Genomic DNA, 16,842 nt, shown 5'->3' on the forward strand with positions numbered 1-16,842 from the left:
GGCCGTGGCGGGGGTCAGGTCAGGAGGTGGACAGCGCGCACCGACCGCGGTCGGCCTTCATCGGGCCGGCGGCGCTGGGCCGGACCTCGAAATCGAACATGGCGGTGGGTACGTACAGCGAGCAGCACGCATTGGGGATGTCGACGATGCCGCTGATACGTCCCTCTATGGGGGACGAGCCGAGCAGCAGGTAGGCCTGCTCTCCGCTGTAGCCGAACCTCTTGAAGTACTCGACGGCGTTGAGGCAGGCCCGGCGGTAGGCCAGCGTCGCGTCCAGGTAGTAGTTCGTGTCCGTGTCGTGGTCGACGGAGATCCCGATGAAGGTGAGGAACTCCGTGTACCTCGGCTCGACGTTGCCCGGAATGAACACCGGGTTGGTGGAGATGCCGTACGTCTCCATGCCGCCCTTGATCAGGTCGACGTGGAAGTCGATGAAGCCGCCCATCTCGATGGCGCCGCAGAAGGTGATCTCCCCGTCGCCCTGGCTGAAGTGCAGGTCGCCTCCCGACAGCTTGGCGTCCTTGACGTGTACGGGGTAGAAGACCCGCGAACCGCGCGTGAAGTTCTTGATGTCGTGGTTTCCTCCGTTCTCGCGGGCCGGCACCGTGCGCGCGCCTTCCGCGCCGATGCGCCGCGCGACGTCTCCGGTGGCCGTGCCGGCGAGTGCGTTGACGGCGTCGGGCGGTACGGCGAGCGGGGGGACCCTGTTCGGGTCGGTGTCGATCAGCGCCTGCTCGCGGGCGTTCCAGCGGGCGAGCATCTCGGCGGACGGGGCTGTTCCGAACAGCCCGGGGTGGGTGATTCCGGTGAAGCGGATCCCGGGAAGGTGGCGGGAGACGGCCTGCTGTCCGTGGAAGTCCCATACCGCCTTGTAGGCGTCCGGGAAATAGTCGGTCAGGAAGCCACCTCCGTTGGCCTTGGCGAAGATGCCGGTGTAGCCCCAGCCCTGGCCCGCCGCGTCGCCTGTCTGCTGCGGCACGGGGCCCAGGTCGAGGATGTCGAGGACGAGCAGGTCGCCGGGTTCGGCGCCCTCCACGCCTATGGGGCCGCTGAGCATGTGGGGGATGGTCAGGTCGATGTCACGTACGTCGTTGGCGGAGTCGTTGTTCCCGACCTGGCAGTCGGTCCAGTCACGGCATTCCATACGGAACTCCGATCCCGGCTTCACCATGGCGGCGGCGGGGACGTCCGGGTGCCACCTGTTGTGTCCGGGAACGTCCTGCTCTCGCATCGACTTGCTCTGGTCCACACTGAATACGACTTCGGGCATGACAGCCTCTCACTTTCGATCCGGTCAGGACGTTGTGCCCGTGCTTCCGGCCGATCCGGCCGGGGCCGGCTGCCGCGATTTCCTGGTGAGCGGCCACAGTGCCGCGAACACGACGACACCGAAGACACCGAGGGCGATGGCGATCTCCGTGGTGTGCTTCCAGTAACCGGAGAGCAGCAGCGCCGCGGGAATGACACCCGTGACCCAGCCCTCGATCGCCGTCACCCAGCCCACATAGTCGGACAACTCCGTCTTCTTGAGACCGAGCAGCAGGAAGAACAGGAACCACAGGAAGGACCAGTAGAGCCAGATGACTCCGAACGGGTAGTCCTTGAAGAGGTGGAAGTTGGCGAACGAATACCCCAGGGCCACGATCGCCACGAAGAGGGAGTAGTAGCCGACGCAGATGTTGTCGATTCCGGCGAGCAGCACAATCCCCACATACAGGTAGGTGAATCCGAACAGGTAAATCCCTGATGCCGCCAGAATCTTCATGGAGTCGTCGCCTGCCGTGAAGATGAGATAGGTCGGCGTCAACACCTGCAGTCCACCCACGAAGAGGTTGAACACTGCTGCGGACTTGGCGTCGACCTTCCCCAGCAGCAACAGCCCGTTCACGTAGAGCACCGCACCGACGAAGAGCAGCCCCACATTTCCCACGGGACGCACCTCCTAAGTCCGCGTAGGGAGCGATATCGCGGCGCACCCGGGCCGCCGACTACGGCTCGACTCCTGTCGGCCGGCGCCCTCAGGGACGCGGCAACCGCGAGAGCGAAGGGTGCGCCTGCTGTTGCACTCGCCCGCGTGACGGCACTTCGGAGACAACTTCCGGCACCTCACGGGACCGATCCTCCCGAGCATGGAGGGAGGCGACCGCATGTGAGGTCCGCGCGAAGCCTGGCGAGGAGTAGACGCGTTTCGCATTACCTGCACAAGCAGGACAGCCGAAACCAGTGGGCGCTGTACCGATCGGCAATTTCACCTCGAACGCCCCACAGCGACTGCACAGGTATTCGTAGGTCGCCATCAGCAGCCTCCGGACGCCGGTGGACACGGGCCAACCCGAGTGCGTGCGGTGCGCCCCAAGTAGCGCACGCGACAGCGCATTTCCTACCTTCAAGGAGACGTCTCGTAAATCCACGTGTCAAGTGCCGGGCGGCCGGGCACGGACCTTCTCGGAACGAACCGATGACGAGCGTCGCCGCCGCTGCCGAAAGACCCGCCGTGAGACTCGGAACGGCATACAGCAAGGAACTGCCGACCTGCCCTTTCTCACACAGTGGAACAACTCGTAACTGAATGTGGAGAACGTCGCGCAGACGCCGCGGAAACCGACGCCGGCAATGGTCACGACCTGCTCCGGCGGTGCGTTCCGGGCGCCGGGGCAAACATTTCCCGTGGACGGCGTTCGCCGTCCACGTCTCCGGTTGAGCGCCGCACGTGTCCGGGTCGGCACTCTCGGTGCAGGCGCGCCCTGTTCCGGGGCGGAGGGTTCGCCGGCACGTGAGCGAGCTCATGCACGGTCGCCGGACGACCGGCACGGGCGGGGTGAGCGCCCGGCGGACAGGAATTCGACGGAAGATTCAAGAAGATCCATCACCCCGGCTGTGAGCCGATTCACGAACAATTTACTGGACGGGCACGGGCCAGGGCTTTAGCGTCCATTAATAGTTGCTTTGCATTATCGGAGATACCGGCGCCGCGCCTAATCTCTCGTAAGAAAACCAGGCGAACGCCGGGAAGGTGGATCAGTGAGCATGGACGCAGTGTGGGTCCGGGGCGTGACCGGAATTCAGATGCACCACGTGACCGACCTTCAGGATGCCGGCCGGTTTTTGGGAAACGCAGCGATGGCTCTGCGGGCCGCGCACGTGAGGACCGGCGCCGACCGGTATTCCGGCATCGCCACCGAGCTCAAGGCTCTGGTGGAGCGAGTGCGTGAGCTGGAGGACGAGGCACGGTCGAGCATGCACGAACTGCACTCCGCCGATCCCGAGCGGTTCGTCCGCTGCCGGGAGGGCCACGAGCCGTGGCCCGGCGAGATCCCGGCAGGATTCATCCCGCGGCACACCTGCAAGGACGAGTGCCTCTACCACGACCACGAGGTCCTCGACGCCCTCATGCAGTGCACCTGCGGACGGCCGCCGTGCCAGGCCTGCGAGATCGGCGGGAAGCTCTGACGCGCCCTGGGCCTCCCGTGGCCCGGCCGGATCGAGACAGCGCCTGATCACCGAGGGTCATGCCACCCCGCTCTCGGTGATCCGGGCCGGCTGTCACCACACCGCCGCCTGCCGCTGCGGCGGATCGTGCGAGGTGGCGAACGCGGTGTCCGCGCGCAGGACCGCGTCGGCGGTCACAGGCCGTGCTGGTCGAGGAGCCGCATCAGGTTCCGCTTGCGCCGCTGACCGGCCCGCAGAGCGGCGAGGTGCGCGGTGAACTCGGCCTCGGTGCCCAGCAGCCGATGGCAGTCACGCATGCCGAGCAGCAGACCGGTCAGCTGCTCGTAGACGGCGTTGCCGGTCTGTTTCCCGAGCGGTTCGGCCAGCCGCAGGTAGACCGTGAGCGCGTCGGCGGGACGAGCGGCGCGGGCCCGGTCGGCGAGGGCGAGCCACTGCCGGTCGTGCGCGCGGGTCTCGGCCGCCGCCCGCCATGCGGCGTCGACGTCACCGTCGTCGAGCAGGGCGTCGACCAGGACCGGGCCGCCGTGCCAGGACTGCCGGCGCTGTCCGGCGTCCTTGCGCAGCAGCGCGAGCGCCTGTTCCCGCTCGGCCTGCCAGCGGCCGGTCGCCCGGGCCGCCGTTCGCAGTTGTCGGTACGCGGCCAGCGTGCGGTGGCCCGCGAAGTGGACGCGGCGCAGGGCGACGGCGTCGGGAAGCCGGTCGGCGCGGGTGTAGCGGTCGCAGAGGTAGTCGATCAGGGCGAGGTCGGGGGTGCTGTCGGCGGGCGACTCCTCGACACCGCGCTCGGCCCAGCGCAGGGCCTCGTCCGGGCGGCCGGCGCTGTCCAGCGCGCGGGCGACGGCCAGGTGGGTGCTGCCGTCCGGGGCGAGGTCGGCCGCGTGCACGGCGACCCATCCGTCGATGTCTCCTTCCGCCTGGGCCAGCAGCTCCATCAGGTGTTTCTCCGCCCAGCCGGTGCGGTTGCGGCGCCAGGCCGAAGTCGCCAACTCCTTCACTCGCAGGGCGCCTTGCGCGCCGAGGACGTCCTCGTAGTCGGGGAGGTCGACGCCGGTGAGGTCGTCCAGCTCGCCAAGCAGATGGCCGACCAGCCACCGCGCGGTCTCGTCCGGGTCGGGGCGGCCCGCGCGGCACGCGTCGAGGTGGGCCTCGGCGAGCGCGGATCCGATACGGCCCAGGTGGCCGTCGGAGTCGTCGATCGCGTCCTGCGCCTCGCTCAGCAGTCGCATCGCCTCCCGGGACAGGGTGATCGCCTCCGCGGGCCGCCCGGCGGCGGTCAGCGCGGCGATCGCCGCCACCGCCTGCGCGGCCTGTGCGCCGTAGGCGCGGGCATCGGCGTCCTCGACATAGCCGTACCGTGCGAAGGGGGCGGTGTCGAACAGTTCCCGGATCCGGGTGCGGACCTCGGCCAGGTCGCCTCGGGCGCTCGCCGCCCGCAGTTCCAGCCGGCGCGCCAACTGCCGGTCCCCGGCGACCTGTTCCCGTACCAGGGCGAGCAGTTCGTCCCCGGTGAGCGCGGCCAGCCACGCGTCCAGCTCCTGGGCCCGGGCGCGGGCCCGCCCGCGCTGCCGCGGCACCGCCTCCGGCTCGGCGAGCACGGTCAGCCCCAGGGCGACCAGGTGCTTGCAGAAGTTGCCCTCCACGCCGTACGGGCAGTCGCACTCCCCCGCGAGGCCGTCGGGCCTGTCGAGGGTCAGTTCCGCCTGGTAGACGTCCGTCCCGTGGACGGTGGCCGTGATCCAGCCGTCGCCCACCTCCACGGCGGTCACCGCCGCCAGATACCCCCGGCCCCGGTCGAAGGAGCGTGCCCCGGCCAGCGCCCGCAGGTCGTCCTCGTCGAAGTCCAAGTCCGCTGCCACAGAGGTATTCAACCGGAGGAGCGAGGCGGCGTCCGCACGGTTGGCGCAGGGTCCTGCCGCGGGCGAGGTCGCCGGTCCTGGGTCCCGGAGCGTGCGCCGTACGCAACACACGGGGCGGACGCCCGCCGCCTCGGCCACGGGGCCCCGCGGAGGCCGCTCAGTCCGTCGGCAGCGCGGCCCGTGCGGCCGGTGCCGCCGAGGCGAGTTCCCGCACCTCGTCGTCCGGCGCGAAGCCCTGCCGACCACCGCCGTCGGTCATCCGCTCGCCCCGGACAGGGCGTCCCCCGCGTCTCAGGACCGGGCGCAGTCGTGGCCGTTGAGCGTGAAGTCGTACGGGGCCGAGTTCTTGTCCTGCCAGGAGCCGAGGAAGCCGAAGGCGAGGGTGCCGTCCGCGGGGACCGACTTGTTGTAGTCGGCGGCGGTGGCGGTGACGCGGGAGCCGTTCTGGGCGACGGTCGCGTCCCACATCTGGCCGACCCGCTGCCCGTCCCGGAAGGACCAGGCGACCTGCCAGGAGGCGAGGGCCTGGGTGGTGGTCACGGTGACCGTGGACTGGAAGCCGTCGGGCCACTCGGTGTCGAGGTGGTACCGGACGTGGCAGACCGGCGCCTGGCTCACCCCGGGGTCGGGCGCGTTGCCGGCCGCGGTGGACGTGGAGGTGCCCTGGGGCTCCGTGTCGGGCTTGTCGTGGCGGGGCGTGGCCGACGTGGCGCCGGCGGAGGGGCGCGGGGAGTCGGAGCCGGGGGCCGCCGAGGCGGACGCGGTGGCGCCGGCGGACGGCAGCGAGGAGGGGCGGGGGTCGGCGACCGGCTGACGGTCGTCGCCGACGGCCGTGGCGATGTCGTCGCCGTTGCCGTCGAAGGGCATCAGCGACACGGCGAGCGCGAGCACGGAGACCAGGACAGCGGCCACGAGAAGTCCGTTGCGCACCACGCGCGCCTTGTGGGCGCCGGCCTTGGGCTCCTCGCGCTCCGTGTCCTTGTCGTCGGGGCGGGGGGCGCCGAGGCGCACCTCGACGGCCCGGCGGCGGCGCTCCAGATAGGCGAGGCCGCCCCAGCCGATCACTCCGCCGGCGAGGGCGGCGGGCAGTCCGCCCCCGTGCAGCCGCAGACAGGCGGCGGCCTCGGCGCACTCCACGCAGGTGGCGAGGTGCCGGGAGAGGTCCTCGGGGGTGTCGGCCGAGGGCGAGCGGGTGACCGCGTCCAGCAGCCGGACATAGCTGCGGCACTCCGTGTCGAGCGGCGTGTCGAGGTGGTTGCGGTGGCAGCGGTCGCGGAACAGGCCGCGCACCTGGTTGAGTTCCTCGGTCGCGGCGGCCGGGTCGAGGCCGAGCCTGCGGGCCACCGCCCGCAGCGGCAGCGCCTCCACCTCCGCGAGCCACAGCAGCGCCGCGTCCGGCTCCTGCATGTCGCGCAGGCCGCGCAGCGCGACGGGGCGGCGCAGCGGCGGTCCGGTGTAGCGGGCGGCCTTGTCCGAGTTGAGCCACAGGCGCAGGTCGGGGTCGAGTTTGTGCCCCTGCCCGGCAACCTCCCAGGCGGCCGCCGTGGTGCGTACGGCGGTCAGCAGCAGGGGGATCCGGGGCAGGCCGGAGGGGCGGCGGCCGGCGCCGCGCCGGGTCCCCGCCTCGCTCTCGCGGGCCTCGCGGATGCCGAGTGCGAACGCGTCCCTGGCCAGTTGCTGGGCCGCGGTGGAACCGGCCGTGCAGAGGTCGGCGTAGGAAAGGACCGCGTCCCAGCACTCCGAGAACAGTGCGGCCTCGGCGGCGTCTTTGGGGGTCGGCAGGTCGGGCATGGGTCTCCTGCATCCACAAGCAAGGTCAACTCACCATAGAGGTAGAGGAGTTGGGGGGAACCTCGCGGCAGAGCCCGAGCCTTTCACGTCTCCGTCACAACTGACAAGCGCCCTGTTCAGATGTCATGACGTGCGGTCGCGCGGTCGGCCGGCCCGGTACGGGGACCCTCAACTCCGTCCCACTGTACGGATTGCGACCGCGCTTCCACTCACCGTTCGCCTCACGCGTCACACCGACGCGATCCCCTCCGTGGATTCCGGCACGGATTCCCCGGTGGATTCCGCCGCGGGCAGGCTGTCCATGAAGGAACTCACGGAGAACACCGCGTTGCCGGGGCCGGGAGGGCCGTAGCCGGGCGGGGAGGACAGGCCGAACTCGTCCATCGTGGCGCGGTAGGCCTCCAGCAGCCGGATGTGGTACTCCAGCGGCGCGCCCTGCGGGTTGGCCTTGCCGAGCGGAGTCGTGGGCTCCGGGCACCAGGTCGTGAAGCGGGGCGTGATGCCGTGCGACATGAAGAAGCGCAGGCCCTCGGTGGTGGACGCGATGGCCTCGTCGACCGTGGTGAACCCGAAGGGCTCGGCCATCTCCACGCCGGCCACGAAGTTGGGGATCACATTGCGCGCGCCGAAGATCTCCGCCGAGTCGAGGATCCGCTTGTGCCACTCGTCGCGGCCGACGTAGCGCTCCTTGCCCGGGCAGTACAGCTCGAACAGCCGGCGGTCCCACACCTCGTAGTTGGGGTGGTAGATCTGCACTCCGTAGTCCTTGAACCGCTGCACGTCGTCCTTCGGCAGCGCCTGCGCCACGACCTTGCCGATCCAGCGCCCCGGGAAGCGCTCCTCGATGGCCTTGGCGTAGTGCCCGTAGAAGTCGGCCTCGTCGCGGCCCGCGACGGTCTTGGTGATCGCGCCGCCGGTGAGGGTGTACGCGGTGGACGCCTTCTGGGTGTCGTAGCGGTCGATGATCTCGAGCGCCTCCAGGACCTCCTCCACGTCCTTGACGCCCGTGTACGGCCGCCCGGCCGCCTTGTGCTGGCGCCAGTTGTGATTGATGTCGCAGTACTGGCACTCCTCCTTGGCGCCGAAATACTGGCAGACCCGGAAGACGGTCAGGTAGATCAGGTAGCCCCACTGGATGGTGGGCGCCACCTCCATGACGGACTTCCCGTTGGAGAGGGTGTGCCGGTAGTACTCGGGCATGGGCGGCACGCCGACATCGGCCACACGCGCGCCGTCGAGGTAGAGCCCGAGCTGCCCCTCCTCGTCGGCGGCCACGCGGTACGGCGAAGCCGGGTTCACGCGCACGGAGACGACGGTCCGCCGCAGGCCGTACGGTCCGCCGGTGAGGATGATCTCCTCCGGCGGCCGCCGCAGCGCGGCCTCTCCCAGCTCGGGCAGGGTGCCGTGGTCGAACGAGAAGATGAAGTACGACTTCGGCTTGACCTCGCCGTCCTCGTTGTCGCTCAGGGCCGACGGGTCGAACGCGACGCCGCCCCGGAGCAGGTCCTCCTTGAAGACCGCCTCCCGCGGCACATGCGGAAAGCGCTCCATCAGATCCTCGACCAGCGCGGTACGGCTGTCCATCCCGACTTCTCCTCCGGCTCGGGTGTACGACTCCTCACGGTATGCCCACGGTCCCGGGCAGCCGGTGCCGGGTCCCCCCGCGTGGCGCGCAGACCGGACACAACGCCGATTTCCGACTCCGGCCGACGCGGCCCCTTCCCGGCCGTGACCGGCCAGGTCGCCACGGTAGGTTCACCGAGGAACCCTGGATCCCGATCTCCTCCGGAGGGACGACCGCATGGCCGAGACCGTCAGCAACTGGGCGGGCAACATCACGTACGCCGCCAAGGAGGTGCGCCGCCCGCGCTCGTCGGACGAGGTGCGCGCGGTCGTGGCGGAGAGCGCGCGGGTGCGGGTGCTGGGCAGCGGGCACTCGTTCAACGAGATCGCCGAGCCCGGGGCCGACGGAGTGCTGCTCTCGCTCGACGCGCTGCCTGTCGAGATCGACGTCGACACCACCGCCCGCACGGTACGGGTCGGCGGCGGCGTCCGGTACGCGGAGCTCGCCCGTCAGGTGCACGGGCACGGATTCGCGCTGCCGAACATGGCGTCGCTGCCGCACATCTCCGTGGCCGGATCCGTGGCGACCGGCACCCACGGCTCGGGGGTCGGCAACGGCCCGCTCGCCGCACCCGTGCGAGAGGTGGAGATCGTCACGGCCGACGGGTCGACGACGGTCATCGGGCGCGGGGACGCGCGGTTCGGTGGGTCCGTCACCTCGCTGGGCGCCCTGGGCGTCGTCAGCGCGCTCACCCTCGACCTGGCACCCTCCTTCGAGGTCGAGCAGCATCTGTTCACCGAACTCCCGCTCGCCGGGCTGGACTTCGAGACGGTGGCCGCGGCGGCGTACAGCGTGAGCCTGTTCACCGACTGGCGCGAGCCCGGTTTCCGGCAGGTGTGGCTCAAGCGGCGCACCGACCAGCCGCTCGCCGACTTCCCGTGGGCCGTGCCCGCCACCGAGGCGCTGCACCCGGTGCCGGGGATGCCCGCGGTCAACTGCACGCAGCAGTTCGGGGTGCCGGGGCCGTGGCACGAGCGGCTGCCGCACTTCCGTGCGGAGTTCACGCCCAGCAGCGGTGCCGAGCTCCAGTCGGAGTACCTGCTGCCGCGGGCCCGGGCCCTGGACGCGCTGCACGCGCTGGACGCGATCCGGACGGCCGTGGCGCCCGTGCTCCAGACCTGCGAGGTGCGCACCGTGGCCGCCGACGAGCAGTGGCTGAGCCCCGCGTACGGGCGGGACACCGTGGCCCTGCACTTCACCTGGGTCGAGGACACGGACGTGGTGCTGCCGGTGGTGCGGCGGGTGGAGGAGGCGCTGGACGCCTTCGAGCCGCGGCCGCACTGGGGCAAGGTGCACACCGTGCCGGCGGACGTGGTGCGGGGCCGCTACCCGCGGCTCGGTGACTTCCGGGCGCTGGCGCGGGAGCTGGACCCGGCCGGTAAGTTCACCAACGCCTTCGTGCGGGACGTTCTGGGCGACTGACTTGATGCACTTAATAAACCCCCTTTCCTAACCCTTGTCGAAAGCCTCGGTGGCCCCATAGCCTGACGCGGCGCCGGTGCCGAGGTGGCCCCGGCCCCGGACCGGAAGGGAGGGGCTCCGGTGAAGCGCACCTCACGTGACATCCGCACCGCCAACCGCTACGAGGTGCTGCGCCAGATCATCGCCGCGTCCCCCACCTCGCGGCAGGAGCTGGCGAGCGCGACCGGGCTCAGTCTCGCCACGGTCGCCACCCTCGTCGGTGAGCTGCTCGACCTGCGCATGATCACGGAGGTCGGTTTCGAGGACTCGGCGGGCGGGCGTCCCCGGGGTCTGGTGGCCGTCGACACCTCCGGCGGCGCGCTGATCGGCGTCGACATCGCCGAGACGTACGTCCATGTCGAACTGTTCGACCTCGCGCTGAACGTGCTGGCCCGCGCGGAGGAGGACATGCGCCCCGGTGAGAGCCTGCCGGAGCAGGTGGTCAGCCATGTCGCCGCCGCCGTCGGCTCGGTGGTCGCGCAGGCCGGGGTCGAGGCGGCCCGTGTCCTCGGCGTCGGGGTGAGCGTGCCGGGGCAGGTGGACCGCGACAACGGGGTCTCGGAGTACGCGCCCAACTGGGACTGGCACGACGTGCCGTTGCTCGACCTGCTCGGCGAACACCTCGCGTACCCGCTGTACCTGGACAATCCGCTGCGCGCCTGCGCGGTCGCCGAGCTGTGGTTCGGGGCCGCGCGGGGCCGCGGGGACGCCGTGGTGGTCAACCTCGGCACCGGTGTGGGCGCCGGGCTCCTCCTGGGCGGCGGACTGCACCGGGGCGTCAGCAACAGCGCCGGCGAGTGGGGTCACACCACGCTCGTGCTGGACGGGCGGCTGTGCCACTGCGGCAACCACGGCTGCGTGGAGACGTACGTCGGGGCGCCCGGAATCATGCTGAATCTGCGGGAGTTGAGCCCGCGCAGCCCCCTGCTGCACCCCGAGGACCAGACCGCCACCGTCGACGCGCTGGCCCGGGGCGTGGCCGACGGCGACCCGGTCGCGGTCAAGGTGGTCCGGGACACCGCCCGTTACCTCGCCGCCGCCGTCGCCGACCTGGTCAACCTCCTCAACCCCGAGGTGGTCGTGCTGAGCAGCTGGGTCGCCGCCCGGCTCGGCGAACCGCTGGTCCGCGAGGTACGCGCGGCCGTCGCCCGGCACGCGCTGCGGCGTCCGCTGGCCGCGACCGAGATCGTCCTCTCCCCCATCCCCACCGACCCGGTGTGCCTGGGAGCGGCGACCTTCGCTCTCGAAGGGGCCCTGCAGTCGGTGGGCCAGCGGCTCACCAGGCGCACCACGCCCGCAAGGAGCCGTACCGCGCCCCCTGCATGACGACGGAAGGGATGCACGTCGACGCACACCGACAGATCCGTTCCGTCCTGCGGCAGCCGCGGTCGCGCGAGGCGGTCCCGTACACCTGCGACGCCGGGACCGAGCAGGGCCGGGCCATCCGGTAGCCGACTCCGGACCGAGGCCGCGGGGGCCTGAACCGAGGGCCGCGGGGACTGGACCGGGAGTCTTCAACTCCCGTGCTAAAGAACCCTGTTCGTGACTCCGGACCGGATGCAACTCTTCGAACAGACGTCGTCCGACTGGGAAGGCGTGCGGAGTCCAGGTGACCTGGATCGCACCCGAGCCGAGGAGGACGGCCCCGCCGTCCGGCCGGTCGCGGCGCGTGCGGCACGGCGCAGCGGGGCGCGGCGGGGTCATGAGCTCCACTGGCCTGTACCTCGCAACCGGCCTCGCCGCCCTCCTCTCGCCTCTTCAGTGGTTTCACCTGCTTCCTGTTCCGGCAGTACTTCCTCGGGTTCCCGAAGGAGCTGGAGGAGGCGGCGCGCGTGGACGGGCTCGGCTACCGGGGCGCGTACTGGCGCGTCGTGGTGCCCGACTCGCTGAACTTCTTCGCGGCGATCGCCGCCATCACCTTCATCAACGAGGGGAACTCCTTCCTCTGGCCGCTGGTCATCGGCCAGGGCCCCGGCGCTTCTCGAGATCTGGAGAACGATGTCTTTCCGCACCTCCGCCATCGACTACGTCGAGGACGTCGCACCGGGCAGCGGGCTCCTGCCGCCCCGCGCCTGGTACGCGTCCTCGGACGCCTCGTCACTCTCCCTCAACGGCAGTTGGCGCCTGCGGCTGTCGCCGACCGCCGACGCGCAGGACGACTCCTTCACCGAGGAGGACTACGACTACGGGGACTGGGCGGAGGTGACGGTCCCGGGGCACTGGGTGCTCCAGGGGCACGGTTCGCCCGTCTACACCAACCACCTCTACCCCTTCCCGGTCGACCCGCCGCACGTCCCGACGGACAACCCGACCGGCGACCACCTGCGGTTCTTCGACCTGCCCGCGGACTGGCCCGACCCCGCGGACGGCGGTGCGGTGCTGCGCTTCGACGGCGTGGAGTCGTGCGCCCGGGTCTGGCTGAACGGCACGGACATCGGCGAGTTCAAGGGCTCCCGGCTGGCGCACGAGTTCGCGGTCGGGCACCTGCTGAAGCCCGCCGGGAACGTGCTCGCGGTCCGCGTCCACCAGTGGTCGGCGGGCTCGTACCTGGAGGACCAGGACCAGTGGTGGCTGCCAGGCATCTTCCGTGACGTCACCCTGCTGCACCGTCCGGCGGGCAGCGCCCTCGACTTCTTCGTGCATGCCTCCTACGACCACGTCACGGGCGAGGGCACCCTGCGCGTCGACTCCGACGTCGACGGCCGGGTGTCCGTGCCCGACCTCGACATCGATGTCAGCACCGGCGAGCCGGTGACGGTCCCGGTGCGGCCGTGGACGGCGGAGACACCCCGGCTGTACGACGGCGTACTGGTCACCGAGGGCGAACGGGTGCCGCTGCGGATCGGGTTCCGGACCGTGCGGCTCGCGGACGGCCTGCTCAAGGTCAACGGGCGGCCGGTCCTCTTCAAGGGCGTCAACCGGCACGAGTGGCACCCGGAGCGGGGCCGCGCCCTCGACCTGGAGACCATGCGGGCGGACGTGCTGCTGATGAAGCGGCACAACATCAACGCCGTCCGCACCTCGCACTACCCGCCGCACCCGGCCTTCCTCGACCTGTGCGACGAGTACGGCCTGTGGGTGATCGACGAGTGCGACCTGGAGACCCACGGCTTCACCGAGCAGGGCTGGCGGAACAACCCGGTCGACGACGACCGGTGGACCCCGGCGCTGCTGGACCGCGCGGCCCGCATGGTCGAGCGGGACAAGAACCACCCGTCCGTCGTCGTCTGGTCCCTCGGCAACGAGGCCGGCACCGGGCGCGGTCTGAGCGCGATGGCCGAGTGGATCCACGGCCGGGACTCCTCGCGACTCGTGCACTACGAGGGCGACCGCACCTGCCGGGACACCGACCTGTACTCACGGATGTACGTCTTCCACGCCGAGCTCGAGGAGATCGGCCGGGGCGACGACGGCGGACCGGGCAAGCGCCGCGAACTCCCCTTCATCCAGTGCGAGTACGCGCACGCCATGGGCAACGGCCCCGGCGGACTCGCCGACTACCAGGAACTGTTCGAGAAGTACGAGCGGTTGCAGGGCGGCTTCGTGTGGGAGTGGATCGACCATGGCATCCGGCACCCGGAGCTGGGCTTCGCCTACGGCGGCGACTTCGGTGAGGAGCTGCACGACGGCAACTTCGTCTGTGACGGGCTGGTGTTCCCCGACCGGCAGCCCTCCCCCGGCCTCGTCGAGTACAAGAAGGTGATCGAGCCGGTCCGCATCGAGGGCGGCTCGGACGGTACCGTGCGCGTGACCAACAAGCACGACTTCGCCGACCTCGCCGCGCTCGCCTTCACCTGGTCCTACCAGGTGGACGGCGAGGACGTCGAGACGGGCCCGCTGTCCGTGCCGGCGCTGGCGGCGGGCGAGTCGGCCGACGTGAAGCTGCCGCGGCCGCCCGAGGGCGCGCGGGGCGCGGAGACACGGTGCACGGTACGGGCGCTGCTCGCGGCCGACACCCCGTGGGCGCCCGAGGGCCATGTGGTCGCCTGGGGCCAGTTCCCCGTCACGGCCCGCCCCGCCGTGTCCCTGGCGGCCACCCGACGGCCCGTGCTCGCCGAGGAGCGGATCTCCCTCGGCCCGGGTGTCTTCGACGCCCGTACCGGCACGCTGACATCGGTCGGCGGGGTGGAGGTCGGCGGGCCGCGCCTGGACGTGTGGCGGGCGACCACCGACAACGACGACGGCGCCGCCTGGCAGTCGGACGCCCGTCACGGCGTGCTGTGGCGCAAGCTGGGCCTGCACCGCATGCAACACCGACTGGACGAAATGGAGTCGGACGACGACGCGCTCACCGTACGGACCCGGGTGGCACCGGCCGCCCGGGACCTGGGCCTGCGCACCGTGTACCGCTGGACCTCGGACGGGGACCGGCTGCGGCTGACCGTGTCCGTCACCCCCGAGGGGCACTGGACGCTGCCGCTGCCCCGGCTCGGCGTCCGCCTCGGACTCCCGGGTTCGGCGGACCGGGTGCGCTGGTACGGCGGCGGTCCCGGCGAGGCGTACCCCGACACCAAGTCGGCGTCCTTGCTGCACCGTTGGGACTCCGTCGTGGACGACCTCCAGACGCCCTACGTCCGCCCCCAGGAGAACGGCGCGCGTGCCGACGTCCGCTGGGTGGAGATCGGCGGCCTGCGGATCGAGGGGGAGCCGGAGTTCTGGTTCTCCGCCCGCCGCTGGACGACCGAAGAGCTGGACCTGGCGGCGCACCTGACCGACCTCACGTCCGGCGACACGGTGTGGGTCAACCTCGACCACGGCCAGCACGGCATCGGTTCCCAGTCCTGCGGCCCGGGCCCGCTCCCGCAGTACTTCCTGCGGGCCGAGCCGACGGAGTTCTCCTTCGTCTTCTCAGCGACATGATGACCCCCTGACCACCCCGCCCCGTCCCCGCACGGCCGGCCGATTCCCCAGCCGGCCGGCCGTGTTCCCGTGTACGGCGAGTTCGGCGAGTCCGGCGAGTCCGGCGAGTCCGGCGAGTCCGGCGAGCACCTGACGTCGGTGACGCTGACGGAGGGCCAGAAGAACGGGTGGACGAGGATCTCCTCGGCCGCGTTCGGCACCGACAAGGGCCGCACCCTGTCCCGGCGTGCCGTACGCGCCGGTCGGCTGACACTCCGACCGCCTGCCGCCTAGGCCGGGCTCCAGCCTAGACCCTCTAGGATGGAGCCCAGCGACCTAGAGGAGGCAGTCCCCATGGCCCGAGCCGGCCTCACGACCGACCGGGTCGTCGCAGCGGCCGCCGACCTCGCCGACGAGGCCGGCTTCGACAACGTCACCGTGTCCGCGCTGGCCCGGCACTTCGGGGTGAAGGACGCGAGTCTGTACTCGCACATCAAGAACCTCCAGGACCTGCGCACCCGGCTCGCGCTGCGCGCGGGCGGCGAACTGATCGACCGGATCGCGGCGGCCGTCGCCGGCCGGGCCGGCAAGGACGCCCTCGCCGCCTTCGCGAACGCCTACCGCGCGTACGCCCTCGAGCACCCGGGCCGGTACGCGGCCACCCAGATCCGCGTCGACCAGTCCCTCCTGGCCGGCTCCCCGGCCCTGCTGCGCACCGCCGAGATCACCTACGGCATGCTCCGTGCCTACGGCCTCGACGAACCCGACCTCACCGACGCCGTCCGCCTGCTGCGCAGCACCTTCCACGGCTACTGCGCCCTGGAGGCCGGCGGCGGCTTCGGCGCCCCCCGTGACGTACAGCAGTCCTGGGACCGCGCCGTCGACGCCCTGCACGTGGCGCTGGAGCACTGGCCCCGCGAGGAGCGGCACGCCGACTGACCCGGGGAACGGCCGACCCGAGGACCGACGGACCCGGCGACCGACCCGGGGTACGGCGCCGCCGGGCTCACGGCCCGGACCCCGGCCGAGACGGTTCGCCGCCGAACGCCTGCACCTCGTCGTACGTCGGCGTCGTCCCCCGGGGCGCGCGGCCGGCCGTGATGTCCGCGACCGTCTCCAGGGCCGCGCCCAGCGCCCGCCGGTACAGCAGTGAGCCGAGGCTGATCCGGGCCACCCCGAGCGCGGCGAGGTGGGCGACGGTGGGACCGGTGGGTGAGTAGAGGATGTTGAGGGGGACGTCGAGAACGCGCAGCAGCGCGCCGATCCGGCGGGGATCGGTGAGGCCGGGCACGAACACCCCGTCGGCGCCCGCCTGTCGGTAGGCGTCCAGCCGGGAGACGGTCTCCCGGGCGTCGCCGTCGCCCAGCCAGTAGGTGTCCGTGCGCGCGTTGACGAAGAGTCCGGGAGCGGCCCTCTTCACCGCGGCGATCTTCGCGGCGTGCAGGTCGGCGGGCCCGAGTCCGTCCTCCAGGTTGACGCCGACCGCCCCGACCGCCGCCAGCTCGCGGGCGAACTCCCCCACCTCGTCGGGGTCCGCGCTGAACCCGCCCTCCGCGTCGACCGACAGCAGGAACGGCTCCGAGCCGAGCGCGACGGCGAGCCGCGTGGTCTAGTCGCGGGTCGCCGCGGCGCCGTCGGGCAGCCCGGCGGCCGCGGCGATCCCCAGGCTCGTCGTGCCGATCGCCGGGAAACCGCGGGCGGCCAGGGCCCGCGCGGATGCGTGGTCCCAGGCGTTGGGCAGGAAAAGGGGCTCGTCGGCGTGGTGCAGTGCGGCGAAGGCGGTCATCGGCGGTCCCCCGCGAGATCGGCGCGGGGCCTCGG

12 protein-coding genes and 2 pseudogenes are annotated in these 16,842 nt (G+C 71.5%); 7 read left to right on the plus strand and 7 right to left on the minus strand.

What is annotated here, in order from left to right; translation table 11 throughout:
• Positions 1–19 precede the first annotated feature (19 nt).
• The 3 genes from fmdA to ACFV0T_RS02780 form a co-directional block, all read right to left on the minus strand.
• Positions 20–1,270: a formamidase gene (gene fmdA, locus ACFV0T_RS02770; protein ID WP_385773672.1), complete on the minus strand. Its 1,251-nt coding sequence runs from the start codon at positions 1,268–1,270 to the stop codon at positions 20–22.
• Between the two features lie 24 nt (positions 1,271–1,294).
• A complete protein-coding gene (locus ACFV0T_RS02775) occupies positions 1,295–1,930 on the minus strand; it encodes an AmiS/UreI family transporter (RefSeq protein ID WP_385773673.1) in 636 nt (211 codons plus the stop codon).
• Positions 1,931–2,018: 88 nt separating this feature from the next.
• Entirely contained in the window at positions 2,019–2,297 is a 279-nt protein-coding gene (locus ACFV0T_RS02780) for an FmdB family zinc ribbon protein (protein WP_385773675.1), read from the minus strand.
• Between the two features lie 730 nt (positions 2,298–3,027).
• Between ACFV0T_RS02780 and ACFV0T_RS02785 the strand changes: the two genes are divergently transcribed.
• On the plus strand, positions 3,028–3,450 hold the full coding sequence (locus ACFV0T_RS02785) for a hypothetical protein (protein WP_385773677.1): 423 nt from the start codon (positions 3,028–3,030) through the stop codon (positions 3,448–3,450).
• A gap of 173 nt (positions 3,451–3,623) precedes the next feature.
• Here the strand turns inward: ACFV0T_RS02785 and ACFV0T_RS02790 are convergent, their stop codons facing one another.
• The 3 genes from ACFV0T_RS02790 to ACFV0T_RS02800 all read right to left on the minus strand — a co-directional run bounded on the left by ACFV0T_RS02790 (position 3,624) and on the right by ACFV0T_RS02800 (position 8,681).
• Complete coding sequence (locus ACFV0T_RS02790) at positions 3,624–5,306, minus strand: SWIM zinc finger domain-containing protein (protein WP_385773679.1); 1,683 nt, start codon at positions 5,304–5,306, stop codon at positions 3,624–3,626.
• Positions 5,307–5,597: 291 nt separating this feature from the next.
• Positions 5,598–7,097 (minus strand): cellulose binding domain-containing protein, encoded by a 1,500-nt coding sequence (locus ACFV0T_RS02795; RefSeq protein ID WP_385773681.1) that lies wholly within the window; start codon positions 7,095–7,097, stop codon positions 5,598–5,600.
• Between the two features lie 228 nt (positions 7,098–7,325).
• Complete coding sequence (locus tag ACFV0T_RS02800; protein WP_385773683.1) at positions 7,326–8,681, minus strand: radical SAM protein; 1,356 nt, start codon at positions 8,679–8,681, stop codon at positions 7,326–7,328.
• 217 nt (positions 8,682–8,898) lie between these two features.
• Here ACFV0T_RS02800 and ACFV0T_RS02805 point away from each other — a divergent pair, with 217 nt between their 5' ends.
• The 6 genes and pseudogenes from ACFV0T_RS02805 to ACFV0T_RS02830 all read left to right on the plus strand — a co-directional run bounded on the left by ACFV0T_RS02805 (position 8,899) and on the right by ACFV0T_RS02830 (position 15,960).
• Complete coding sequence (locus ACFV0T_RS02805) at positions 8,899–10,143, plus strand: FAD-binding protein (protein ID WP_385773685.1); 1,245 nt, start codon at positions 8,899–8,901, stop codon at positions 10,141–10,143.
• A 120-nt stretch (positions 10,144–10,263) separates the two neighbouring features.
• Positions 10,264–11,508 carry an ROK family protein gene (locus tag ACFV0T_RS02810; RefSeq protein WP_385773687.1) on the plus strand — a complete coding sequence of 415 codons (1,245 nt, stop codon included), beginning with the start codon at positions 10,264–10,266 and terminating at the stop codon, positions 11,506–11,508.
• Positions 11,509–11,936: 428 nt separating this feature from the next.
• A pseudogene (locus tag ACFV0T_RS02815) lies at positions 11,937–12,161 on the plus strand (ABC transporter permease subunit); the annotation flags it as partial.
• Between the two features lie 19 nt (positions 12,162–12,180).
• Positions 12,181–15,042, plus strand: coding sequence for a glycoside hydrolase family 2 TIM barrel-domain containing protein (locus tag ACFV0T_RS02820; protein ID WP_385773689.1), 2,862 nt, complete (start codon positions 12,181–12,183; stop codon positions 15,040–15,042).
• A 69-nt stretch (positions 15,043–15,111) separates the two neighbouring features.
• On the plus strand, positions 15,112–15,315 hold the full coding sequence (locus ACFV0T_RS02825; protein WP_385773691.1) for a hypothetical protein: 204 nt from the start codon (positions 15,112–15,114) through the stop codon (positions 15,313–15,315).
• A gap of 60 nt (positions 15,316–15,375) precedes the next feature.
• Positions 15,376–15,960, plus strand: a complete 585-nt coding sequence (locus ACFV0T_RS02830; RefSeq protein ID WP_385773693.1) for a TetR/AcrR family transcriptional regulator — start codon at positions 15,376–15,378, stop codon at positions 15,958–15,960.
• A 67-nt stretch (positions 15,961–16,027) separates the two neighbouring features.
• Here the strand turns inward: ACFV0T_RS02830 and ACFV0T_RS02835 are convergent.
• Positions 16,028–16,807: pseudogene (locus tag ACFV0T_RS02835) on the minus strand (isocitrate lyase/phosphoenolpyruvate mutase family protein).
• Between the last annotated feature and the right edge of the window lie 35 nt (positions 16,808–16,842).

Origin of the sequence: Streptomyces sp. NPDC059582 (assembly GCF_042735715.1) — a bacterium.
Classification (GTDB): Bacteria; Actinomycetota; Actinomycetes; order Streptomycetales; family Streptomycetaceae; genus Streptomyces.

Bases quoted from the DNA above. Each gene is read 5' to 3' on its own strand.
- fmdA (WP_385773672.1), bottom strand. From the start codon at position 1,270: ATGCCCGAAGTCGTATTCAGTGTGGACCAGAGCAAGTCGATGCGAGAG.
- ACFV0T_RS02780 (WP_385773675.1), bottom strand. From the start codon at position 2,297: ATGGCGACCTACGAATACCTGTGCAGTCGCTGTGGGGCGTTCGAGGTG.
- ACFV0T_RS02785 (WP_385773677.1), top strand. From the start codon at position 3,028: ATGGACGCAGTGTGGGTCCGGGGCGTGACCGGAATTCAGATGCACCAC.
- ACFV0T_RS02795 (WP_385773681.1), bottom strand. From the start codon at position 7,097: ATGCCCGACCTGCCGACCCCCAAAGACGCCGCCGAGGCCGCACTGTTC.
- ACFV0T_RS02800 (WP_385773683.1), bottom strand. From the start codon at position 8,681: ATGGACAGCCGTACCGCGCTGGTCGAGGATCTGATGGAGCGCTTTCCG.
- ACFV0T_RS02805 (WP_385773685.1), top strand. From the start codon at position 8,899: ATGGCCGAGACCGTCAGCAACTGGGCGGGCAACATCACGTACGCCGCC.
- ACFV0T_RS02820 (WP_385773689.1), top strand. From the start codon at position 12,181: ATGTCTTTCCGCACCTCCGCCATCGACTACGTCGAGGACGTCGCACCG.
- ACFV0T_RS02830 (WP_385773693.1), top strand. From the start codon at position 15,376: ATGGCCCGAGCCGGCCTCACGACCGACCGGGTCGTCGCAGCGGCCGCC.